Here is a 22514-nt window from a genome sequence, read left to right on the forward strand (position 1 = left end):
GTAACAATATCAGTTGGCGGTTATGGGCAAAGTATGACCCATTTGTGACAAGCCGCCAGCTTGCCTCAGTTGAAATTTAGAAGTCGATTTGGGCACGAACGCCGAAGGCATCCACACCATAGGATGTATCCCCACCCGCCGCAGGCAGCACGGCATCATTATAATTCAACCGCGCATAATTGAGGAGCAAGCGAGTATAATCTGTCATCGTCCAGATGAGCGAGAATTGATAGCTGTCCTGCGTACCGCCAATGATCCCTGCGTCGTTAAGGTCGAGACGATCATAGCGGGCATTTACTTGCCATGCTCCCATTCCGCCTTCGCCAATCGGATTGGCTGGCTTAACCCGGCCAAACGTGCCGCTCTTATAACCACGCGTATCGCCTTTGGTCAGGAAATACCCCACCTCCGCCGAGCCGCCAAAGAATGTTGGGTTGGCCAAAGCGGCGCCGCGATCAGCTTTTTGCCAATAAGTTTCTGCGGCGAAATGGAACGGACCGCTAATTGCGGCTGCTTCCAGACCCAGTCCAAACTCGCTTTCAGCACCGATATTACCAGTGTTGATGAAACGTTGACCTGTAAAATGCACCAATGGACGCTGACGATACCGGACTGACGACCCACTTTCGAGTGAACGATAGTGAACGGACGAGCCAAGGTGCAATTGCGTTTCGCCCAACTTTGGCATGAAGACTACGCGACCATCCGCGCTCCAATCTTTGGCCGGCAAGTCAGCGCTGTTGCCGGTGAACAGACCAGCCTGAACCAGAACATCACCGCCGCTATATTGCGCCGATGCACCAATACGGCGTTCAAACCCGAATGCGTCAGTAAAGGCAGCACGTTCGATAAACGATGTATTCAGGCTGCTGGACAGCTCTTCGAGGCTTTGGAAATTGTTATGCTGGCCAACGGACAGTGTCAGTCCGCTATCTTTATACGTCAAAATCGCATCAGTCAGAGCTACTTCATCACCCGCCAAATCTGCCTCGACTTTGTATCCGAAGCCGCCGGGAATGGTGCCTTGTACACCAAGACGGATCCGGCGGGCTTCGCTACCGAAGCCTTCTTCCGCGCCAGTAGAATCAGGCGCATTTACAAAACCGGCGTCAATATTGATCCGACCGCGCGGCTTGAAGCTCCAGCCTCCTTCGCCTTTGATCTCAGGCGCGCCCTTCCAGTTGACTTGAGTGCTGGCCGCAGGGGCGGGCGGCGGCGGCGCAGCCGCAGTTGTCGCAACAGTCTCCACCGCTATTTCTGTTTCTGCAAGGTCGCTTTCCAGCTCCGCAATCCGCTGCGCCATTGCTGCCATTTGAGCGCGCATTTCAGCGAGTTCTTTGGCGACACCTGCATTCGCGGCATCATCTTGGGCCAAAACAGGCGGTGCCCATGCGCACGCGGCGGCAAGCGCCAAAACAGAGCCTGACGCGCGATTTTTGGAAACTGAAAATAGGCGTTTCATGCAGTAAACCTTTGCATTTTCGTGAAGCTATTTTGACGCCAATATGTCCCGATTATGACAGTTTCGCGACGCACCCACCGACACATCAAGTCACCGCCAACAACGGCACAACTTATTCTCTGGTTGCAGCAAGGTCGTTTCACTTGTAACCAGATTGCATCAAGGAGACCTTCCCATGCGCATCGGTTGCCCCAAAGAAATCAAGAACCACGAATACCGCGTCGGCCTTACACCAGAAAGCGCACGCGAGCTGGCTGTAAACGGGCACGAAGTATGGATTGAAAGCGGCGCAGGGTTGGGCATCGGCGCCACCGACGAAGAATATCGCGCCGCACGGGCGACCATCGTCGATGGTCCTGATCCAATTTTCGCGGACTGTGAAATGGTGGTAAAAGTCAAAGAGCCTCAAGCCGTCGAACGCGCCAAACTGCGCGAAGGCCAGCTCCTCTATACCTATTTGCACCTTGCACCTGATCCGGAGCAAACCGCCGATCTGGTGAAATCGGGTGTGACCGCAATCGCCTATGAAACCGTAACCGGTCCTGACGGCTTGCTGCCACTGCTCAAACCGATGAGCCAGGTTGCGGGACGCATGAGCATTCAAGCCGGTGCAGCGGCTTTACAGAAAGAACATGGCGGACGCGGTGTTCTGCTTGGCGGTGTACCTGGCGTGATGCCGGGCAAAGTCGTGGTCATTGGCGGCGGCGTTGTAGGCTTTAACGCTGCGCAAATGGCAGTTGGCCTTGGCGGGCAAGTTTCGATTCTCGACCGCAATCCGGAAGTGCTCGACAAGGTCGGGACATTCTTTGAAAACCGCGCAAGCACCCGCTTTTCCAACCGGTCGAACTTACATGAGGCCGTTGCAGAGGCCGATCTGGTTATCGGCGCTGTCCTTATTCCCGGTGCCGCTGCGCCTAAGCTTATCACCCGCGAAATGCTGTCTGATATGAAACCTGGTGCGGTGCTGGTCGATGTCGCGATTGACCAAGGTGGCTGCTTTGAAACGTCAAAGGCAACCACGCACGCAGACCCGACATATATCGTCGACAATATCGTCCATTATTGTGTGGCGAATATGCCCGGCGCGGTCGCACGGACCAGCACCTATGCGCTCAACAATGTCACACTACCCCACGCTCTGCGAATGGCACGCGATGGTTGGAAAGAAGCCATGCGCCGTGACCCGCATCTTGCCGAAGGGCTCAACATCCATGCTGGCGGCGTTACATATCAAGCTGTCGCTGAAGAGCTGGGCTATGATCACGTGCCGGTAAGCAGTGTTATTGGCTAGAGCGGGATAGCTAAGCGACGCGCCATTTGCGGTAATTTTTGGCCCGGCTGGCGGCGCGTATTTGATCCGCAATCAGTGCCTTCAGCGGCCAACCGCCCATACCGGGCTCTTTACCTGCTGCCATCCGTTCAATCTGGGCTTTGGTGAGGCCCATCACAGCGAGCGCGCCCAAAGTCTGGTTGGACCATCTGACGGCTGGCATCGTGACATCCACATTGCTCTGCCGCTGCCAGTTATTGGGCAAGTCAGGGTCACTCGCCAATACCCGGGCAATGCCGAGGATTTCAACGCCAAAGCCGTTTTCGTCCTGCGCTAGCGCCGCCTCTGCTGTCGCGAGTTTGGTAATCCCGCCAGTGACCATGATCGACATATCGGCGATGGTGGCGATATCGCGCGCGAAGTCCACAAAATAGGCCTCTCGCTCCATCGTCGATGCTTTCTTGCCCGATGTTTCCTCTTGCGCATTACCTTGCATGGCGGGACTTTCATAACTGCCGCCCGAAAGCTCGACAAAATCAAGACCATGGCCGTTTAACCATTCAACCACTTGCCGGGAATCGTCTGCGTCAAAACCGCCGCGCTGGAAATCAGCCGAGTTCAATTTCAGGCCCACCCCGAAAGACAGTTTCACTCTTTTACGCACTGCTTCAACTATGCGGATCAGGAAGCGCGCGCGGTTTTCAAGGCTGCCGCCCCATTCATCATCCCGCTTATTGTTGAGCGGTGAGAGGAACTGGCTGATCAAATATCCATGTGCACCGTGGATTTGCACCCCGTCAAAGCCCGCTTCCTGTGCGGCTTCTGCGGTGTCGGCGAAACGAGTGATGATCGTTTCGATCTCTGCCACTTCCAGCTTGCGGACCGGTGCGAACAATGACGAGAATTTGCCCAAGTCCAACTCGACACCCGACGGTGAAACAGCCGTTTCGCTCAGGCTCTTATATAACTGCCGCCCCGGATGGCTGATCTGCAGCCAGAATTGCCCACCATGCGACTTGCCGATTTTAGCCCATTGCTTGAACGGCGTGAGATCGGTGCCTTTCTCCAGCACGACGCCGCCTGGCCCCGTCAGCGCGGATGGGTCGACCATAACGTTGCCGGAAAGCAGCAAACCGGTGCCGCCCTTGGCCCAGCGATCATAGAGCCGGAACAGTCGCTCCCCCGGATACTGGCCGGGTTGGTCAGCCAAATTTTCCTCCATCGCGGCCTTGCAGACGCGGTTCGGCAGAGTGCTGCCATTGGGCAGCGTCAAAGGATCAAATAGAGCGGGTTGGGTCATAGGATCACTCGATTTCTAAAAGGAATGGCGCAATAATTTCTGGGCGTATACGGGCCAAACGTCCGGTTTCGCGGTGCAGCATGGCCCACATCGTATTGGCGGAAACGATGACCTTGCCGGCTTCATTGGTAAAGTCCACCCGCCGAGCAGATTGCGCGCCTTTACTCTCGCCAGGAATCCATGTCGTTCCGGTCACAGTCTCGCCTTCAGCAACATTGCCGCGATAGTCGATTTCATGCCGGGTCACGAGCCACACAAACTCGGCCATATGGGCCGGATCAGCGACCGCATCCCAATGGGCGGTCGCCATATCCTGCACCCACTGCACCCACACCGCATTATTGACGTGGCCCATCACATCGATGTGTTCAGGCGCGGCGGTAAAGGTTTTGCGAAACGGCTCCGTCAATGATCGATTACTCGTCAATGCCGTGATGGCTCAGGATAAAGGCGAATTCCTCAGCGGTTTCGTACAGCGCAGTGAAACGACCCGATTTGCCGCCATGCCCGGCGCCCATATTGGTCTTGAGAAGCAGCTCGTTGTCGTCAGTTTTGGTGTCCCGCAATTTCGCCACCCATTTAGCCGGCTCCCAATATGTCACACGCGGATCGTTCAGTCCTGCGGTTACCAGCAACGGCGGATAATCCTGCGCGCTCACTTGGTCATAAGGACTATAGCTGAGGATATAGGCAAATGCTTGTTTGCTCTCGATCGGGTTGCCCCATTCAGGCCACTCGCCCGGTGTCAGCGGCAGGCTTTCATCAAGCATCGTGCTGAGCACATCGACAAAGGGCACATGGGCCGCCACTGAAGACCAAAGCTGCGGATCAGTGTTGAGCACTACACCCATCAATTCACCCCCAGCAGACCCGCCGCTCGCACTGATTTTGCCTTCCGCCGTAAAGCCTTCTTTGGCGAGGCCTTTGGCGACATCGACAAAATCATTGAACGTATTGGTCCGCTCGTTGAGTTTCCCTTGAAGGTACCAATTGCGTCCCAGATCATCGCCGCCGCGAATATGCGCGATGGCATAAGCAACACCGCGGTCGAGCAAGCTCAACCGGGTGGACGAGAAACCCGGTGGGACCGCATAGCCGTAAGCGCCATAGGCGTAGAGATGCAGCGGACCGCCCATCGGCCGATCTTTACGCATCACCACGCTGACAGGTACTTGCGTCCCATCACGCGCGGTCACATTCACTCGCTGGGTGGTGTAAAGAGAAGCATCATAGCCGGATGGGATTTCCTGCTGCTTTAACAGCTCCAACTCGGCATCAGCGATGTTGTAATCATAAACAGAATCCGGTGTGATCATACTTTCATATGTCAGCCGCAGTTTGCTCACATCATATTCGGGATTGTTGGACAATCCGGCCGAATAGCTTGCTTCCGGAAATGCAATCGGTGTGATCGCGGCAGGGTCTTCATAAGAGCGCATCTGCACCTGATCGAGGCCGTTCAACCGCCCCTCTGTCACGTAGAAGTCTTTGAACAGATCAAAATCCGTCAGGTAAAACGCGTCTGATCCCGGAATGGCCGTCGTCCATTCCCCGGGCGTCTCTAGCGAAGCCGTGGCAAGACGGAAATTCACGTGGTCATCATTGGTGTGAATGTAGATTTTACCGTCGCGAATATCGACGCTGTATTCAACGCCCTTCACACGCGGTTTGATGACAATTTGCTCACCTGTCGGATCATTCGAGGGAACAATCCGCACTTCGCTGGTTTCATTGTCACCGGTGGCGATGATCAGCCAGTCTTCCTGAGAGGACAAGCCAGCGCCGACACGGAAACCCTCATCGGCCTCTTTATACAATTCAATGTCTTGTTCCGAAGGCGTACCAACCCTGTGCAAGCGGGCATTGTCGGTCCGCCAGTTGGCGTTCGCTTTGCCGTAGACAATGCCGGTATCATCCTTGACCCAGATCAAGCCAGACAGCGTTTCCGGGATGACATCATCCAGCAAATCACCTGTTTCCAAATCTTTGATCCGCGCAGTGAACCGCTCGCTACCATTATCGTCATAGGAATAGGCCAGATAGCGCCCGCTATCGCTGACCGAGAATGCCCCAAGACGGAAATAGTCCTTGCCGTCTGCCAGCACGTTTTCGTCCAGCATGAGCTGCTTGTCGCCGCCGGCCACCGGTTCACGGTACCACAGCCGGTATTCTTTCCCCTCGGCCACTTCGGTCCAATACAGGTAATCGCCATCCTTTTGCGGGACCGAGCTGTCATCTTCTTTGACGCGGCCCTTCAGTTCCTCAAACAATGTGTCGATCTGCGCCTTGCGCGGTGCCATGTTTTGCTCGAACCAAGCGTTCTCCGCTTTTACATAGTCCAGCACATCTTCATCATCGATTGTCGGGTAGGACTGGTCTTTCAGCCAATGGTAGGGATCGGAGATAGTGATCCCATGATGGGTATAGCTGTGCTCCCGCTTTTCAGCGACGGGTGGAGCGGTCAAAGTACCTTCAGTCAAAATGGTGTTTTCCTCAGTAGCAGGGGCGTTTTGAGCCGAGAGCGGCGCGGCCATCAGTCCAGTAGCGAGAGCAAACATGGCGACGGGTGCGATTTTCATGGTAGTGTCCCCATTGGATGGTGAAGCGGTTGAAAGCGATCGCGGGTGGCAACCCGGATCATATGAAACTATATTACCCTCAATACGCGACACACCGCAAAAGCCAAATCAGGATCTGCCAAATGCTTATGCAAACTCACAAAGCCCGTATTTCTGCCCTGCGTGAAGAATTGAAACAACAGAAGCTGGATGGCTTTGTGGTGCCGATCTCGGATGAGCATATGTCAGAATATGTCGGCGCCTATGCGCAGCGGCTGGAATGGCTGACGGGCTTTGGCGGCTCCGCCGGTAGTGCGATCATCCTGACACATAAGGCAGCGATGTTTGTCGATGGACGATACACGATCCAAGTGCGTGATCAGGTCGACGGCACTTTATATGATTACGAATCAACATTGGAAACAAATCACGCCAAATGGCTCGTCGCCAATGTCGAAGCTGGCGCTCGGATCGGCTATGACGCTTGGTTGCACACCAAGAGCTGGGCAGAAAGCTTAGCCGCTGCACTTGCAAAAAAAGGCGCAGAGCTGGTTGCAGTAGAGCATAATCCCATTGACGCCGTATGGAGCGACCAACCCGCCCCATCACCAGCCCCGGCATTTGTTCACGATGATGAGCATGCCGGCCAATCGAGTGCAGAAAAACGCGCGCAAGTTGCAGATTGGTTGAAAGCGGAAGAGGTCGATTCCGCAGTAATCTCTGCGCTCGATTCGATTGCGTGGATGCTCAATATTCGCGGCGCGGACGTCGACCGTACGCCAGTTGCGCTGTCTTATCTCGTGGCCCATGCTGACGGGACGGCAGAGCTGTTTATCGCGCCTGAGAAAGTGACGCCTGAGGTGGAGCAACACTTGGGCAATGCCGTTACCATCACCAACCGTGATCAATTTTCGGCACGCCTCAGCGGTATGAAAGGCAAGACAGTCGCCGTGGATCCCGATTTTGGGGTCGCGGCGATTTTCCAAACTCTTTCAGATGGCGGGGCGACCCCCGTGGCGCTGCGTGATCCGGCGATCCTACCCAAAGCGATCAAAAACCCCGTCGAACGTCAAGGGCACCGCCATGCCCAGGCACGCGACGGTGCAGCGATTGCAAAGTTTCTGCATTGGCTATCTTATGAACCGTCTAAAGGCGGTCAGACGGAATTGTCGGCAGCCGCCAAGCTCCGCGCATTCCGGGATGAGACCGGCGTCCTGAAAGATCAGAGTTTTGACACGATCTCTGCATCCGGCCCCAATGGCGCACTGTGCCATTACCGCGTTGATGAAGACAGCAATCTGGACATTGAACCGGGCAGCGTATTCCTGTGCGATTCCGGCGGGCAGTATCTCGACGGTACAACTGACATCACCCGCACAGTATGGATTGCTGGCCCCGGCGAAAAATCGGAACCCTCCGCAGAAGTTCGCGACCGGTACACACGGGTGCTTAAAGGGCACATTCAGATTGCACGGGCGATCTTTCCGCAAGGTACCAACGGATCGCAACTGGATGCATTTGCACGGCAATACCTGTGGGAAGCCGGGGTCGATTACGCGCATGGCACCGGCCACGGCGTCGGGAGTTTTCTGGCAGTGCATGAGGGCCCGCAGCGGATTGCAAAATCGTCTGGCGGGCAAGCGGGCACCGGCCAGGAACTGTTTGCCGGGATGATCCTGTCTAACGAGCCTGGTTATTACAAGGCTGGCGCTTTCGGCATCCGGATCGAAAATCTTGTATTGGTTGAGAAACGTGACATCCAAGGCGCGGAAGGGACCTATCTTGGATTTGAAAATCTCACATGGGCGCCAATGGCACGCGACATGCTCGATATTACTTTGTTGACTGCGGAAGAAAAGCAGTGGTGGAATGACTATCACGCAACCACCTACGATATCCTTGCTCCGCAATTGGAAGGTGAGGTTTTGGCTTGGCTTAAGGACGCGTGCTTGCCGATTTAGTTGGCTTGCGCCCCAAAATCTGTTCTTCTAATGTTCTATCTCTACGAGTGGACAATCAGGAGAAAATAATGCTCGGTTATGTTACCTTAGGGACCAACGATCTGCCACGCGCAGCGGCGTTTTATGATGCAATCGCAAACGTAATGGGTGTCGGCCGGATGATGGATTTCGACACCTTTATCGCGTGGGGTGAAATGGGCGGCGCGCCGGGCATCGCGGCCACAAAGCCGTTCGACGGGGAAGCAGCAACCGTCGGAAATGGCACAATGGCCGCATTGGCGGTTGATACGACCGACAAGGTTCAAGCCGTGTATGACGCTGCCCTCGCCAATGGTGGCAGTGACGAGGGCGCGCCCGGCCCGCGCGGTGATGATGGCTTTTACGCCGGATATTTCCGTGATCCTGACGGGAACAAGCTGAACGTCTTCGCTATGACTTCTGGATAGGCGCCGCCTGTCACAAGAATACGCGGATTGTGGCAGCTTTCGTTTGGCTGAACGGCTTACGAAACCTGCGACAATCTGCGACAATTCCATTCTCTAACGGCATATTCCTGCGACAATCGGCCCTTAGAAAGGTATTGCGAGTTGCGGCGATGCCTTATGGTCCTCCCTCACTCACGGCCCTTACCCCAAAGAAAGGTGTCGTCGTGACTCAATCGAAAAACGATTGGAGAATAGAGATGCGTAAATTGAACAAGAGAATACCTTTGGGCCTGTCTGTTGCGGCGCTTGCTTTGGCTGGCGGTACAGCGGCAATCGCAGCCAATCATGGCGGCAAGAAAGGCCCGGACGCAAATGGCGACAAGATTGTCACGCTGGCCGAACATGAAGCGCATGCTGACAAAATGTTCACCCGGATGGATGTTAACGGTGACGGCGTTATCAATGCCAGTGATCGTGAAGCCCGCAAGGCAAAGCGTTTTGCAGAGGCAGACGCAAACGGTGATGGCGAAGTAACGCAAGCAGAAATGACTGCAGCGCGGGAAGCCCGCAAGACAGCAAAAAAAGAACGCCGTGTTGGCCGCAGCGCAGAACGTTTCGCCAAACTCGATACCGATAATAGCGGCGGCGTGTCGCAGGCCGAAATGGATGCAGCACGTGAAATGCGAGGCGAGAAGCGCGGTAAACGCGGCGACCGTATGCGCGGCAAAAAAGGCGGCAAGCGCGGCATGGCCATGCTCCGTCAAGCAGATAGCAATGGGGACAAAGCAATATCCCGGGCGGAATTCGACGCTGCGACAACTGCACGATTTGCCAAAGCGGATGCCAATGGCGATGGTCAGATCAGTCAGGAAGAGCGCAAGGCAGTGCGCGCAGAAATGCGGCAACAACGCCAAGAACGCAAAGCCGCTCGTAAGGCCCAGCGCTCTGCGAACTGATTACGGTTGATCGCTTTACACAATCAAGGATAGGTGCTGGATCAACGTTATGACGGAAACAGCGCCTACCCAAATTCTGCTGGTCGATGATGAATTGACCCTACGTGAACCTCTGGCCGAGTATCTCGCTCGCCAGGGGTTTGCCGTGCAATCCGCAGAAAGTGCCGCCGCAGCCCGCAGCGCCATGCTGGATTTTACACCGGATCTGGTCTTGCTCGACATAATGATGCCCGGGGAAGACGGTTTGTCGTTGTGCCGGCATTTGGTGGAAGCACGCGGTCTTCCGGTCATCCTGCTGACAGCAAAAGGTGAAGCGACCGACCGCATAATTGGGTTGGAGATCGGCGCCGACGACTACGTTGTTAAGCCGTTCGAACCGCGTGAGCTGGTCGCCCGCATCCGGTCAGTCTTGCGCCGCGCATCCAAGGCCGGCCCGGCAAGCGCAACAGAAGAAGACGTGGTCTTTGTCTTTGAAGGCTGGCAATTGGACCCTCTCAAACAGAAATTGATCGACCCGGAAGGTGCGGTTATTTCTATTTCAACGGCGGAATATCGGCTCTTGCTCGCCTTTTTGGAACGGCCCCGACAAGTTCTCGACCGCGACCAATTGCTCGACATGGTGCAAGGCCGCGAAGCCCATCTTTTTGATCGCGCGGTCGATAACCAAATTAGCCGGCTCCGCAGGAAGATTGAACGCAATAGCCGCAATCCCGAATTGATCCTGACGGTTAGAGGTGGTGGGTACCGTTTCGCTGCGGATGTACGGCGCGCTCCGGCAGAAACAGTGTCACCAGCCCCCACGGAAGACCGATAGGCCATGCGTCTGTGGCCCAAAAGCCTATTGGGGCAAGTGCTGCTAACTGTCGCACTTGCCCTTTTGCTCGCCCAGACCGTATCCGCCGTTCTGCTATTTCAAGCGGGGGAGAACCGCAGAGAGCAGGCGGTTCTTAACTCTGCAGCCTTTCGGCTGATTGCGCCAGAGGGTCCCCGCGCTTTCAGGGAAATGCGGCGCGGTGCACGCAGGGCGGGCGTGCCCCGTGAGGTAAGTCGACGGCTTCCCAGACCATTGCCGCTAGAAACGGCAACAACTGCTGAACTTCTCACTGGCGAGACGCGAGACGCGAACCTTGAGAGCGAACTGAAAAAGATACTTGCGCGCGAGGGGATTGCTGCGGAAGAGATTGTGATCGTCAAGCGGGACGCCGCTGCCGACCCATTTGTTCAATCGAATCCACGCCTGCAGCGCCGCTTAGCCCGCAGGGGTGACGACGAAACTCGCCTGCTGGTTGCGGCGCTTCGTCAACCTGGCGCGGCCGAGTGGCAATTGGCCCGCATCCCGATACCCAATGGTCCAAGAGCCGCTGTCACAACGATTGTGCTTCAAACGCTCGTTTTATATGTCATCTTGATTGGGCTGTTATTTCTTCTGCTCAGACGGATCACCCGGCCGCTCGGCGAACTTACCAAGCGAACCGAGGAATTTGGCCAGAACGCTATTTCCACCGCGCCGCTGCAACAAAACGGGCCAGAAGATATCCGCCGTCTTATTGCTGCTCACAACGTCATGGAAACACGCATTGCCGGCCTGTTGAGCGAAAAGGATGTCATGCTCGGCGCTATCGGCCATGATCTGAAAACGCCTTTGGCCGCGCTTCGTGTCCGTATCGAATCGGTCACAGATGAACATGAACGCAGCAAGATGGCCGCAAGCATTGAAGACATTACCCAAACGCTTGATGATATCCTGACGCTGGCACGGGTGGGTAAAGCGCATGAAGCCCCTGAACGGGCGGAATTGTCTGCCTTGCTCGGCTCAGTCGTAGAGGAGTTTGAGGATCGCGGCCGGCCGGTCACCGTCGCCGAAACAACCAGAGTGGTCTACCCCATCTACATCACTTGGCTGAGGCGGGGCATTCGAAACCTGATCAGTAATGCCATTCGGTATGGCAATGCGGCAGAGGTATCGCTGATTACAACACCGGAGGCCGTCACCATACGGGTGGATGATAGCGGTCCTGGTATTGAATCAGATAGAATTGAGGAGATGCTCCAACCATTCACACGCGGCGAAACGTCACGCAACCGCGAGACGGGCGGCGCTGGATTAGGCCTGACCATTACCCGCGCGATTGCGCAACAGCATGGCGGCGAACTGACTCTGTCCAACAAACCAGAAGGCGGCCTTCGGGCGGAAATACAATTGCCCCTGATCTGGTCACCCGCAGTCCGCTAAAAGCTAGTCAGCCCGATCACCACGCGGCCCCATTACCGCATCAAACCACCAATCAGATTGCGAACAAAGCGGCCTGCCAATGGACCCGCCAAATCGGTAGCGATGGAGCCGGCTACAGATGTGACGCCAGACTTCATCGGGTTGGCCCGGGATTTTTTGCCAAGCACCGCTGCGGCGGCGAGACTTGCGGCTGAGCCAGCGGCAACTTTCGTGCCCCGGCTAAGGGCTTTCTCCCACAGGCTTTTGCTTTTGCGGGACCGCTTGCCGACTTCTTCTACGCCCTTCTCTTCCACTTCCTTCGCGGTTTCTGCCGCGTCCACCGCTTTGGCCGCAAGAACCTCTTCAGCGCTTTCGCGGTCGACCTGCTCATCATACTTGCCCTCAACCGGGCTGATGGATTTGATGATCGCGCGTTCTTTCTTGGTCAGCGGGCCAAGCCGTGACCGTGGCGGTTTAATCAGGGTCCGCTGAACCACTGACGGTGCGCCGTCATCCATCAATGTCGATACCAAAGCCTCACCCACCTTTAGCTCGGTGATCGCTTCTTCGACATCCAGCTCCTCATTAATCCGGAAAGTATCGGCAGCGGCCTTGATTGCTTTCTTATCGCGCGGCGTAAAGGCGCGCAGTGCATGCTGCACCCGGTTACCCAACTGGCCCGCAACTTCTTCTGGAATGTCGATAGGGTTTTGAGTGACAAAAAACACACCGACACCTTTGGACCGGATCAAGCGAACGACTTGCTCAATCTTGTCTTCGAGCGCCTTGGGCGCATCATCAAACAACAAATGCGCCTCATCAAAGAAGAAGACGAGCTTCGGTTTTTCCGAATCGCCCACCTCGGGCAAAGTCTCAAACAATTCTGCCAGCAGCCACAAAAGGAAAGTCGCATAGAGCTTTGGGCTGCGCATCAATTTATCAGCGGCCAGAACATTGATGTAGCCGCGCCCTTGCTCATCCACTTGCAGAAAATCGTCAATTTCCAGCGCCGGTTCACCGAAAAACAAATCGGCGCCTTGGGCTTCAAAACTCAGTAATTGCCGTTGGATCGCGCCAACGCTCTGCTTGCTGACATTGCCATAGGTCGAAGACAGTTCTTTTGAATTCTGCGAAGCGTAAAGAAGGATCGCTTGCAGGTCTTCAAAATCGAGCAGGAGCAACCCGTTCTCATCCGCATATTTGAAGATGATCTGCAGGACCCCCTCTTGCGTATCGTTGAGGTCGAGCAAACGAGCCAGCAATAATGGGCCCATTTCGCTGATTGTGGTGCGGATTGGATGGCCTTGCTCACCAAACAAATCCCAGAAAATCGCAGGATTATCGGAATAGGCATAATTATCCATGCCCAGCTCTTTGGCGCGGCCTTCCAGTTTATCGGCATGCTTGAACGTCGGGGAGCCCGGCATTGCGATCCCCGATAGATCGCCTTTCACGTCAGCCACGAACACAGGCACACCGTTTGCAGAGAAGCTCTCCGCCATGCCTTGCAGAGTTACGGTTTTACCCGTTCCGGTTGCACCAGCGATAAGGCCGTGCCGATTGGCCCGGCCCAAATCTAGCGATTGCTGCTCGCCATTGCCGCCCAACCCCAGAAAAATACTGCCCATCGTCGTCATCTCCATCGCGGAATTTGCTATGTAACGGCTGTGGAGCAGCCCGGCATATGCGGTCAAGTACTCGACTTGCGCGTTTGACAAGCTAAGGCTGGATCCATGTCCGACCGGCACCCTTTTGTTTTGCTCGATGATGCCCGCGCCAGCGGCGGGGTCGACGCACATTTATTCACTGCGCCTGATCAGGTTTTTGTCGCAAGGCAAGCCGGGCAAGTCGCGGATATATTGGCGCAGGCTGATGCTGCACGAATCGCCACTGGCGGCACGCTTGCGGGGTATATCGCCTATGAAGCTGGCCTGGCTTTGGAAGGAAAGCTCTCTGCCACCGCCGCAGGTCGCAGCGGAGCCTCTGGTCCGCTAGTGTGGCTGGGATTGTTTGGCGAAGAACAGATCATCCCGCATGATGGTGTTGATGCATGGCTGACCGAACATGGCAGCGGCGAAGGATCGATCGGACCGCTTGATCCGCAAATCTCTGTCGGTGGCTATGCAGCAGCTTTTACCGCATTGCAGGAAGCCATCGCAGCAGGCGACATTTACCAAGCCAATCTTACATTGCCTTTGGCCGGTTCTTATCGCGGTGATCCGATATCTCTTTATCAGAAACTACGTCCCGCAGCGCAGGCAGGATATGGCGGGATGATTTTCGATGGGTCACATTGGCTGCTCAGCCTCTCGCCCGAATTGTTTTTCAGCCTCAAAGACAACGCAATCAAGGTAAAGCCGATGAAAGGCACTCGGCCACGGTCCGAAGACCGCCAAGAGGATGCCGCGTTGGCTGCAGATCTTGCGAATTCTGAAAAGGACAAGGCCGAAAATCTGATGATCCTGGACCTGATGCGCAACGATCTTTCCCGCGTCGCCGAGGCAGGCAGTGTTACTGTGGAAGCCCCCTTTGCGGTCGAAACCTATCCGACGGTCCATCAAATGGTGTCCTCTGTAAAAGCGACCCTGCAACCAGGGAAAGGCGCATCTGATCTCATTGGCGCAATATTCCCCTGCGGATCCATCACCGGGGCGCCCAAAATCCGTGCGATGGAACTTATCAGCGACACCGAACGGGATGCGCGCGGTCCCTATTGCGGCGCGATGGGCCGGATTAGCGCAAGCGGCGAAGCGGCATTCAATGTTGCGATCCGGACATTACGGTTGAATCCGATCGAGAATGATCAGGGTGATGCCATTCTGGGCGTCGGATCTGCCATCGTCGCAGATAGCGAACCGATGGCAGAATGGCGGGAAACGCTGATCAAAGGCGGTTTCGCCCGGCAAACCTCTCCAGAACACACAGCAGCGGCGTTTGATCTGATTGAGACCATGCGGTTTCACCCGGAACAAGGTATCGAGCTGCTTGAGCTGCATCTCGAACGTATGAAATCCAGCGCCGGGGAACTGGGTTTCAGCTTCGACCGCCACGGTGCCCGCAACCAAATCCACGCCTTATGCTTTGATTTGGAGACACCGGCGAAAGTCCGGCTGCTCTGCACCCGCTCCGGGGCTATCGCACTGGAAACGCAGCCGCTTGAACCCAATCTACAGCAGGCTCTGCAATGTATTGCGCTGCCCCTGCCCGTCGATACCGGTGACTGGCGGCTGCGCCACAAAACGTCACACCGGCATTTCTACGAGGAAGGGCTGTCTGTAGCCAAAGCCAGCCAAGCGGATGAAACAATCTTCATTCGCGATGACGGGTTGGTCACAGAGGGGTGCTGGACCAGCGTTTTTGTTGAACGCGATGGCGTTTTGCACACGCCGCCACTGGCGCTGGGCCTTCTGCCTGGTGTGATGCGCCGCTCGCTGATTGAAAGCGGCCGCGCTATCGAGACAGAACTAGCACTCAATGATCTTACCAATGGCTTCCTGCTCGGAAACGCAGTGCGCGGCCTGATGCCAGGAACACTCAAACCATGACTATCAAAACAACCATGAATGTGCCGATTACGGCAAAAATTCCGATCGTCTATGAAGATGGTGAAGCACTGGTGATCGACAAGCCAGCCGGGTTACCGGTTGATCCGCCCCGCAGCGGCGGGACCTGTCTGGCCGATTATTTCCATACACTAAAGCTGGGGTTCAAACGGCCGCCAATCGCAGTGCACCGCCTCGATACAGACACATCTGGCTGTCTCTTGCTTGCCCGCAACCCCAAGGCCGTGAAACGCTTTGCGATGGCATTTCAGGAACGATTGGTCGGGAAAATATATCTTGGCATCATAGCGGGCGAACTGTCTGATAGCGAAGGCACGATTGACCTTCCGCTTGGCAAAATTAGCAGCGCTGAAAAGGGATGGCGCATGGTGCGTGATGTCGATGGCAAGCCATCCGTGACCCATTGGCGGACCTTGGATGTAAAAGACGGGAACAGTCTGTTGGAATTCCGGCCAGAGACCGGCCGGACCCATCAAATCCGGGTCCACGCAGAAACTGGCTTAGGCGTACCTCTATTAGGCGACCCTGTGTATGGCCCTGTCCATGGCACACCCACCGGCGCAAAACGGACAATGCTGCACGCCTCCAAAATCACGGTGGAGCGGGACGGTAAGCCAGCAATCGAAGCGATGGCGCCAATGCCAGCCGACTTCATTGAACTCGGGTTCAGTGATGGATGATGTAGTTTCTCGGGCACTGGCGATCGTTGAGGAAAGCTTCATCACCAGCTCAGGGCCCGGGGGTCAAAATGTAAACAAGGTGGCGACAGCCGTACAGCTACGGCTCAATGTCTTTGCCTTGCGGCTCTCCCCCCCTGTATTTAATCGCTTGAAAGCAGCAGCCGGTTCACGACTGACATCCAAAGGGGAAATCGTGCTGACGGCGCGAAATTACCGTACTCAAGAAGCGAATCGCGACGATGCCAGAGCGCGCCTCTCCGCACTGCTTGAGGATGCTCAGAAAGAACCCAAAACCCGCAAGAAAAGCCGCCTGAACCGGGTCGGCAAGGAAAAGCGGATCAAGGCGAAAAAGAACCGCGGCACAATCAAAGCAGGGCGCGGGAAAGTTCAGTTCTAATCACCAAGTCACCCGGCAGGCCTGTGTAGGCGCAGAATGCTTGACATTTTAGGGGCTTTACCCCATTTGGCGCGGCTTGAAGGGCGGCAACCCCACCATACGGGTGCGCCGCCTGTTTGTTTTTCGGCCCTGATTCGGGCTTTAGCGATTTTTAGGATACCGTCATGGCGAAGCCAGCAACCGTCAAGATCAAGCTCGTCTCGACTGCAGACACGGGTTTTTACTACACAACCAAAAAGAACCCACGCAACATCACTGAGAAGATGACCTTCCGCAAGTATGACCCCGTTGTGCGTAAGCACGTCGAGTTCAAGGAAGCCAAAATCAAGTAATGCGATATCGCCAAGATATCGTTGTCTGAACAATGATATGTGCGATAATTCAGTGACGGTTCAATTCTCTGCCGCTATTGGCCGAGCTATGACTATTGCTTCAAAAATTCTTCGCAAGCCGGTTCGCACAGCCTGTGCGGCCGCGTTGATGTTGCTCGCACCAGCGGCAATGATCGCTCCCGCCGCTCCTGTGGCTGCAGCGAGCAACAACTTGGACGGTGCAGTCGACGCGCTTCGATCCATCACCACCATGACTGCTGACTTCACTCAGACAGACCGGCAAGGCCAAGCCATCAGCGGTGTCATGACATTGAAAAGCCCTGGAAAAATCCGGTTTCAATATCAGGATGGTGTACCACTGTTGGTGGTTTCCAACGGCAAGTCACTCACCTTGGTTGATTACGAGGTAAATCAAGTACAGCGCTGGCCAATCCGCAACTCTCCTCTCGGAGCATTGCTCGATCCGAAGCGCGATATCGCAAAGTTCGGCAAGTTGATCGATACCGGGCGCAGTGATGTGTTGAGTGTTGAGGTTCGCGATCCAAACCGGCCCGAATTCGGTGTCATCACATTGATCTTCATAAAAAAGGCCTCCGCACCCGGCGGATGGCAGCTTACCAACTGGGTGGCTCTTGATTCGCAGAATCACAGAACAACAGTCCGGTTGCGCAATCACAAATACGGCATGGCCGTATCCGACAAGCGATTCACATATCGTGACCCTCGCCGGTCAACCCGTCGCAGGTAATCGTCGATTCGCGGGCAGCCAGTGGCCAGATTGCGACGGGCTGCCCGGGCCTGTTCATGAGACGGAAAGCCAGCCCGGCTTATTCTGATTTTACAAAGCGGCTGGAGTCGGGTTCCCCCCTGTTATCCTAGACTCCGGTTAGATAGCCGCCTTGTACAGCGTGACGAACGCTAAGACGGAACCCTCGCGCCAATGCCCCCGGCGCGGGGGTTTTCCTGTCTAACAATGGACTTTTCACGATCCGACGAGCCAATTGCCTGCATCAGATAGACAGATCGCGCTGCTCCGCCTATCGCCCCACTCATGGTTTCAGTTGCATCTTGGAATATCAATTCCGTCCGCCTGCGTATGCCGATTGTAGAGCGTTTCCTGAAGGAACACGCCCCGGATGTTTTGTGTTTGCAGGAAATCAAAACGGTCGAAGAAACTTTCCCGTTCGAAGCCTTCAATGCATTGGGCTACACCTATCACGCGGTTCACGGCCAGAAGGGATATCACGGCGTGGCAACAGTCAGCCGCATCCCAATGCAGGAATATAGCCGTCACGATTGGCAAGCCAACGGTGAAGCCCGCCATGTTGGGGTTGAGCTCACCGGGCGCGGCCTGGGGCCGGGCCAAGATATGGTGATCGAGAACGTATACGTGCCGGCGGGGGGCGATGTGGCCGATCGTGAGGTCAATCCGAAGTTCGGACAGAAGCTCGATTTTCTTGGCCGCATGACCGACTGGGCTGGTTCAATCGAACGCCCGACATTGATTGTCGGAGATTTCAACATCGCGCCGCTCGAAAGTGATGTGTGGAGCCACAAGCAATTGCTGAAGGTCGTCAGCCACACCCCTTTAGAAGTGGAAACGCTCGCGCGCTTCCAAGCGGCCCATAATTGGACCGATATAGGCCGCGAATTCATCAAAGCTCCCGACCGCTATTTCAGCTGGTGGAGCTATCGATCGAAAGACTACCGGGTTGGCGACCGCGGTCGCAGGCTCGATCATATGTGGGCCTCCCCAGCATTGGCGAATACAGCCTCCGCACATCGCATTCATGAAGATTGCAGAGGGTGGGAGAAGCCCTCAGACCATATTCCGTTAGTGACGGAGTTCGATCTCTGACTGCGAAAACGCCCAGCCCTTCCCGCCGGGTGGCCCGCGCAATTGATGCGCTGCGTCACGGCTGGCCTATTACCCTTGGCAGCGGCACCGTTTTGTTGCCTGTAGAAACCGGGGTGGCTGTGGAAGCTAACGCCTCCCGGATGCTTATCTCCTGCGCGAGAGCAGCGACACTTAAGCTCGCCAATCAGCGGGATGCGGCCGCGCCGCATGCCCCGGTTATTATTCGCGCGGCTGAGCCACTCTCGCTTCAAAATGCCCGGCCCATTGCTGATCCTGCGCTTGATCTGGCGCATCCTATGAAGGGGCCGTTCAAAGCCGAACCGATCATTTGGGAAGATGATGCAGTAGCCGCGATGGAGCTGGCGCGTCTGGCGGGAATTCTGCCTGCCTTCCTAGTCAATCCGGACAATGCCGGGGAGGCAGAATTTGTGCACTCCGGCGACCTTGGTGATTGGAGTGACACGGTACAGCTAACGCTTGCCACACGGGCACGTTTACCAGTTAGCGCGCAAACCGATGCCGAGATCATAGCCTTTCGTAGCGCCAATGACATGCGCGAACATGTCGCGTTGATTATCGGTGAGCAAAGCGCGGACAGAGAACCCCTTGTTCGGCTCCATTCAGAATGTCTGACCGGCGATGTGCTTGGCAGCTTGAAATGTGATTGCGGCCCGCAATTGGACGCGGCTCTACACGCAATGGCTGACGAAACCGAAAGCCGCGGATGGGGCATATTGCTCTATATGCGACAAGAAGGCCGCGGGATCGGGCTGGTCAACAAGCTCCGCGCGTATAATTTGCAAGATCAGGGGTTTGACACAGTTGATGCCAATCAGCGGTTGGGACTGCCGGATGAGGCACGTGATTTTCGGGTGGCGGCACGGATGCTGGAATTGCTTGGTGTTCAGTCGATCAAGCTGATGACCAATAATCCGAAAAAGGTTGATGCCCTGAGCAGCGCCGGCATTATCATTTCCGAGCGTGTTCAGCATCAGCTCCCCGATAATCCGCATAATCGCCGCTATCTCGCAACGAAACGGGACCGTTCAGGGCACTTACTCACATGACAAAAACGGCAACCCATGAAATCGCCATCCGGCACGAGCAGCCAGAAGACGTAAATGCCATTTATGCGCTAACCGAAGCAGCTTTCAGAACAATGCCGTTTAGCGATGGCGACGAACATCATTTGGTCAATGGCTTACGGAATGATGGCGATTTGACACTATCTCTGGTCGCCGAAAGCAATGACAAGGCCATCATTGGCCACATCGCATTCTCCCCAGTGACGATTAGCGATGGAACGCAGAACTGGTACGGATTGGGGCCAATATCTGTGATCCCGCTAAAGCAAAGTTTTGGGATTGGGTCTGCATTGGTCAATCGCGGCATTGCTGAAATGGAGCAGCGCGGCGCGCGCGGAATTATCCTGCTCGGAAGTCCGGAATATTATTCACGCTTTGGTTTCGAGCATGATCCGGAACTGCAATATCCCGGGCCGCCAGCCGAATATTTTCAGCGATTGGTGATAAGCGGAGATCGGCCCAGCGGTATCGTCCAATATGCAAAGGCTTTTAGATAAGCAGGTTTACAGCCAAGTGCCCAAGGCCTGTCCCATGCGAACGACACTGCCCGATACCAAGGCGTCATCCCAGGCCATTGCGCCCGGTTCAAACAAAAGAATGACAGTGGAACCAAGCAGGAAGCGGCCCATTTCATCGCCAGCCTCGAAAATCTGTGGCTGGGAAACGCCTGACCCGAAGGTCTGCGTCGCCACCCTCTTTTGATGAGGGGTCACCAACCCGCCCCACACAGTCTCGATACTTGCAACGATCATCGCGCCGACCATAACGCTGGCCATCGCTCCCCGAGGGGTTGCAAAGACCGACGAAAGTCTCTCATTTCGGGCAAATAGGCGCGGTACATTCTCTGCCGTCACTGTGTTCACAGAAAACAGATCTCCGGGGACATATGTCGTACTCTCCAGCGTTCCGGCGGCTGCCATGTGGACCCGGTGATAATCGCTCGGCGAAAGATAGATCGTCGCGAAATTCCCACCTTCAAAACGCTGCGCGAGTTCAGCATCCCCTCCAAGCAGTTCAACGGCGCTATAGCTTTGGCCTTTAGCCTGAAAAATTCGTCCGTCCTCAATAGAACCGATCTGGCTGACTGCACCGTCGGCAGGACAGAGAACGCTGGTAGTCGCATCTGCCAAAGGCCGCGCATCCGGTTTCAGTGCGCGCGTGAAGAAATCGTTGAAATTACGGTACTGGCCTTCGGGCCGCTCCGCCTCCGCCATGTTCACTTTATACGACTGAATGAATTTGCCGATCAGCCGATCTCGCAGCCAAGGCCGTTCACTGCGCGCGACAGCCCCCGCCAGCTTGGATAGCCCGTGCTGCGGCAATATATATTGCAGCCAAATAAACAGTCGGTCGAACATACTGGTATCCCATTGGCGTAAGTCGCGGAATGCCCCCGTTAGGCGGCACTGGGAGTCTGTTCAATCTATTCTGAAGGGACGGTGTGCGTCTTACCGGCGCTCAAACCGGCTTAGGCCGGACCCAAGGTTGTTCGGGCCGATATCCAGATTGGCACCAGACCAATCCGCCACGAAAATAGTATTGCGGCGAACGTTGGGGGCCAAACGGGCATCATTGCCAGCAATCTGCAAGCCGTCAGAGCTATGCAATTTTTGCTCCGCACCAACTGCGATAAACGCGGAGTAGTTTTCTTTGCTCTGGCCCTGAACGAACCAATTATTGGTAATCTGGCCTGTAGCTCCAGCTGGTAAATCGATCATATAGTTGGTCGAGCTACCGGCGGAATCGTCGAAACTGGATGACGCCACGTCAACACGTTTTGCGCGTGCTTTGACGTAATGCCCGCCGCGGCCTTTTTCGAACCTGCTGCGCGTGACCCGAAGGTGGCCGTAATCGCCAATGTAGATAGAATGGGCACAACCGCCCGCGCCTTCGCATGTGCCAAGGCCAGAGAATGTCGATTTGTCGATAACAATCCGCCCATTCGCGTCGTTGCCGGTCAGAATGCCTTGCTGGCTATCCAGGAACCAGCTTTGGGCGACCGTGAGATTACCCTGTTCCAAGCGAATGCCGGCACCATTAAAGTCGGCCACCGCCATCCGGCGGAACACAAGGCCCGAAACATTGGCTTCGCGGCCGCGCAAGACCAACGCTGCCTTGCCCTCACACGTTACGCCTTCAAAAATGGCCTGCCCCGGTTGGGATGCCATATATGATATTGAACCGGCGGATTGCACCGCACATTGGCGATGAGTTCCGGCCGCAACGGCAATCGTGCCTGTACCGCCGCCAATCGCATCGACGGCATCTTGTAGAGTGCTAAATCCGCGCCCCGTCTCTACGACGGTAAACGCCGCCCTATCCTGCGCAAATACTGCGGCAGCTGGGATAGCAGCAACAGCCAGTGCGGCGAGTACGCCGATCAGTTTAATCGAAGGGCGAGCGGGCGATGTGCGTGCAAAGTTTTCCATGCGGACCGGCGTAGTACGAAAGGGTT

21 protein-coding genes are annotated in these 22514 nt (G+C 55.7%); 14 read left to right on the forward strand and 7 right to left on the reverse strand.

Annotated elements, in window-relative coordinates; translation table 11 throughout:
• Window positions 1-76 precede the first annotated feature (76 nt).
• Window positions 77-1462, reverse strand: coding sequence for an OprO/OprP family phosphate-selective porin (locus HKD42_RS10180; protein WP_170013019.1), 1386 nt, complete (start codon window positions 1460-1462; stop codon window positions 77-79).
• A gap of 175 nt (window positions 1463-1637) precedes the next feature.
• On the opposite strand from HKD42_RS10180, the gene ald reads away from it, so the two are divergent.
• Complete coding sequence (gene ald, locus HKD42_RS10185) at window positions 1638-2753, forward strand: alanine dehydrogenase (RefSeq protein ID WP_170013021.1); 1116 nt, start codon at window positions 1638-1640, stop codon at window positions 2751-2753.
• Between the two features lie 10 nt (window positions 2754-2763).
• Here the strand turns inward: ald and HKD42_RS10190 are convergent, their stop codons facing one another.
• From HKD42_RS10190 to HKD42_RS10200, 3 genes are read right to left on the reverse strand one after another with little or no spacing between them, the layout of a single operon-like run.
• Entirely contained in the window at window positions 2764-4032 is a 1269-nt protein-coding gene (locus HKD42_RS10190; protein ID WP_170013023.1) for an NADH:flavin oxidoreductase/NADH oxidase family protein, read from the reverse strand.
• A 4-nt stretch (window positions 4033-4036) separates the two neighbouring features.
• Window positions 4037-4441, reverse strand: a complete 405-nt coding sequence (locus tag HKD42_RS10195; protein ID WP_170013025.1) for an acyl-CoA thioesterase — start codon at window positions 4439-4441, stop codon at window positions 4037-4039.
• 7 nt (window positions 4442-4448) lie between these two features.
• Window positions 4449-6611, reverse strand: coding sequence for a S9 family peptidase (locus HKD42_RS10200; RefSeq protein ID WP_170013026.1), 2163 nt, complete (start codon window positions 6609-6611; stop codon window positions 4449-4451).
• Window positions 6612-6733: 122 nt separating this feature from the next.
• Here HKD42_RS10200 and HKD42_RS10205 point away from each other — a divergent pair, with 122 nt between their 5' ends.
• The 5 genes from HKD42_RS10205 to HKD42_RS10225 all read left to right on the forward strand — a co-directional run bounded on the left by HKD42_RS10205 (window position 6734) and on the right by HKD42_RS10225 (window position 12165).
• Entirely contained in the window at window positions 6734-8551 is a 1818-nt protein-coding gene (locus tag HKD42_RS10205) for an aminopeptidase P family protein (RefSeq protein WP_170013028.1), read from the forward strand.
• A gap of 68 nt (window positions 8552-8619) precedes the next feature.
• On the forward strand, window positions 8620-8997 hold the full coding sequence (locus HKD42_RS10210; protein WP_170013030.1) for a VOC family protein: 378 nt from the start codon (window positions 8620-8622) through the stop codon (window positions 8995-8997).
• Window positions 8998-9233: 236 nt separating this feature from the next.
• Window positions 9234-9932 carry a CREC-EF hand family protein gene (locus HKD42_RS10215; protein ID WP_170013032.1) on the forward strand — a complete coding sequence of 233 codons (699 nt, stop codon included), beginning with the start codon at window positions 9234-9236 and terminating at the stop codon, window positions 9930-9932.
• Window positions 9933-9981: 49 nt separating this feature from the next.
• Window positions 9982-10746, forward strand: coding sequence for a response regulator (locus HKD42_RS10220; RefSeq protein WP_170013034.1), 765 nt, complete (start codon window positions 9982-9984; stop codon window positions 10744-10746).
• A 3-nt stretch (window positions 10747-10749) separates the two neighbouring features.
• Window positions 10750-12165 carry a sensor histidine kinase gene (locus tag HKD42_RS10225; protein ID WP_170013036.1) on the forward strand — a complete coding sequence of 472 codons (1416 nt, stop codon included), beginning with the start codon at window positions 10750-10752 and terminating at the stop codon, window positions 12163-12165.
• A gap of 32 nt (window positions 12166-12197) precedes the next feature.
• On the opposite strand, the gene HKD42_RS10230 is transcribed toward HKD42_RS10225, so the two are convergent.
• Window positions 12198-13772 (reverse strand): helicase HerA-like domain-containing protein, encoded by a 1575-nt coding sequence (locus tag HKD42_RS10230; RefSeq protein ID WP_170013038.1) that lies wholly within the window; start codon window positions 13770-13772, stop codon window positions 12198-12200.
• 105 nt (window positions 13773-13877) lie between these two features.
• On the opposite strand from HKD42_RS10230, the gene pabB reads away from it, so the two are divergent.
• The 8 genes from pabB (at window position 13878) to HKD42_RS10270 (ending at window position 20556) form a co-directional block, all read left to right on the forward strand.
• A complete protein-coding gene (pabB, locus tag HKD42_RS10235) occupies window positions 13878-15689 on the forward strand; it encodes an aminodeoxychorismate synthase component I (protein ID WP_170013040.1) in 1812 nt (603 codons plus the stop codon).
• The gene (locus HKD42_RS10240) at window positions 15686-16387 is read left to right on the forward strand and encodes an RluA family pseudouridine synthase (RefSeq protein ID WP_246236964.1); all 702 of its coding nucleotides are present in this window, start codon (window positions 15686-15688) and stop codon (window positions 16385-16387) included. The genes pabB and HKD42_RS10240 overlap by 4 nt, the downstream gene beginning before the upstream one ends.
• Window positions 16380-16784 carry an alternative ribosome rescue aminoacyl-tRNA hydrolase ArfB gene (gene arfB / locus HKD42_RS10245; protein ID WP_170013042.1) on the forward strand — a complete coding sequence of 135 codons (405 nt, stop codon included), beginning with the start codon at window positions 16380-16382 and terminating at the stop codon, window positions 16782-16784. Before HKD42_RS10240 ends, arfB begins: the two co-directional genes overlap by 8 nt.
• 164 nt (window positions 16785-16948) lie before the next feature.
• Window positions 16949-17116, forward strand: coding sequence for a 50S ribosomal protein L33 (rpmG, locus tag HKD42_RS10250; protein ID WP_160601956.1), 168 nt, complete (start codon window positions 16949-16951; stop codon window positions 17114-17116).
• An 88-nt stretch (window positions 17117-17204) separates the two neighbouring features.
• A complete protein-coding gene (locus HKD42_RS10255) occupies window positions 17205-17864 on the forward strand; it encodes a LolA family protein (RefSeq protein ID WP_170013044.1) in 660 nt (219 codons plus the stop codon).
• Window positions 17865-18167: 303 nt separating this feature from the next.
• Window positions 18168-18974 (forward strand): exodeoxyribonuclease III, encoded by an 807-nt coding sequence (locus HKD42_RS10260; protein ID WP_170013046.1) that lies wholly within the window; start codon window positions 18168-18170, stop codon window positions 18972-18974.
• A 29-nt stretch (window positions 18975-19003) separates the two neighbouring features.
• On the forward strand, window positions 19004-20041 hold the full coding sequence (gene ribA / locus HKD42_RS10265; RefSeq protein WP_170013048.1) for a GTP cyclohydrolase II: 1038 nt from the start codon (window positions 19004-19006) through the stop codon (window positions 20039-20041).
• The gene (locus tag HKD42_RS10270; protein ID WP_170013050.1) at window positions 20038-20556 is read left to right on the forward strand and encodes a GNAT family N-acetyltransferase; all 519 of its coding nucleotides are present in this window, start codon (window positions 20038-20040) and stop codon (window positions 20554-20556) included. The genes ribA and HKD42_RS10270 overlap by 4 nt, the downstream gene beginning before the upstream one ends.
• Before the next feature lie 6 nt (window positions 20557-20562).
• On the opposite strand, the gene asd is transcribed toward HKD42_RS10270, so the two are convergent.
• Window positions 20563-21417 (reverse strand): archaetidylserine decarboxylase, encoded by an 855-nt coding sequence (gene asd, locus HKD42_RS10275; RefSeq protein ID WP_170013052.1) that lies wholly within the window; start codon window positions 21415-21417, stop codon window positions 20563-20565.
• Between the two features lie 90 nt (window positions 21418-21507).
• Window positions 21508-22488 carry a right-handed parallel beta-helix repeat-containing protein gene (locus HKD42_RS10280; protein WP_170013054.1) on the reverse strand — a complete coding sequence of 327 codons (981 nt, stop codon included), beginning with the start codon at window positions 22486-22488 and terminating at the stop codon, window positions 21508-21510.
• Window positions 22489-22514: the final 26 nt, after the last annotated feature.

Origin of the sequence: Pontixanthobacter rizhaonensis (assembly GCF_012972675.1) — a bacterium.
Classification (GTDB): Bacteria; Pseudomonadota; Alphaproteobacteria; order Sphingomonadales; family Sphingomonadaceae; genus Pontixanthobacter; species Pontixanthobacter rizhaonensis.

Coding starts and splice junctions, on each gene's coding strand:
- HKD42_RS10180 (WP_170013019.1), bottom strand. CDS start 1,462: ATGAAACGCCTATTTTCAGTTTCCAAAAATCGCGCGTCAGGCTCTGTT.
- ald (WP_170013021.1), top strand. CDS start 1,638: ATGCGCATCGGTTGCCCCAAAGAAATCAAGAACCACGAATACCGCGTC.
- HKD42_RS10190 (WP_170013023.1), bottom strand. CDS start 4,032: ATGACCCAACCCGCTCTATTTGATCCTTTGACGCTGCCCAATGGCAGC.
- HKD42_RS10200 (WP_170013026.1), bottom strand. CDS start 6,611: ATGAAAATCGCACCCGTCGCCATGTTTGCTCTCGCTACTGGACTGATG.
- HKD42_RS10205 (WP_170013028.1), top strand. CDS start 6,734: ATGCTTATGCAAACTCACAAAGCCCGTATTTCTGCCCTGCGTGAAGAA.
- HKD42_RS10210 (WP_170013030.1), top strand. CDS start 8,620: ATGCTCGGTTATGTTACCTTAGGGACCAACGATCTGCCACGCGCAGCG.
- HKD42_RS10215 (WP_170013032.1), top strand. CDS start 9,234: ATGCGTAAATTGAACAAGAGAATACCTTTGGGCCTGTCTGTTGCGGCG.
- HKD42_RS10220 (WP_170013034.1), top strand. CDS start 9,982: ATGACGGAAACAGCGCCTACCCAAATTCTGCTGGTCGATGATGAATTG.
- HKD42_RS10225 (WP_170013036.1), top strand. CDS start 10,750: ATGCGTCTGTGGCCCAAAAGCCTATTGGGGCAAGTGCTGCTAACTGTC.
- HKD42_RS10230 (WP_170013038.1), bottom strand. CDS start 13,772: ATGGGCAGTATTTTTCTGGGGTTGGGCGGCAATGGCGAGCAGCAATCG.
- pabB (WP_170013040.1), top strand. CDS start 13,878: ATGTCCGACCGGCACCCTTTTGTTTTGCTCGATGATGCCCGCGCCAGC.
- HKD42_RS10240 (WP_246236964.1), top strand. CDS start 15,686: ATGACTATCAAAACAACCATGAATGTGCCGATTACGGCAAAAATTCCG.
- arfB (WP_170013042.1), top strand. CDS start 16,380: ATGGATGATGTAGTTTCTCGGGCACTGGCGATCGTTGAGGAAAGCTTC.
- rpmG (WP_160601956.1), top strand. CDS start 16,949: ATGGCGAAGCCAGCAACCGTCAAGATCAAGCTCGTCTCGACTGCAGAC.
- HKD42_RS10255 (WP_170013044.1), top strand. CDS start 17,205: ATGACTATTGCTTCAAAAATTCTTCGCAAGCCGGTTCGCACAGCCTGT.
- HKD42_RS10260 (WP_170013046.1), top strand. CDS start 18,168: ATGGTTTCAGTTGCATCTTGGAATATCAATTCCGTCCGCCTGCGTATG.
- HKD42_RS10270 (WP_170013050.1), top strand. CDS start 20,038: ATGACAAAAACGGCAACCCATGAAATCGCCATCCGGCACGAGCAGCCA.
- asd (WP_170013052.1), bottom strand. CDS start 21,417: ATGTTCGACCGACTGTTTATTTGGCTGCAATATATATTGCCGCAGCAC.
- HKD42_RS10280 (WP_170013054.1), bottom strand. CDS start 22,488: ATGGAAAACTTTGCACGCACATCGCCCGCTCGCCCTTCGATTAAACTG.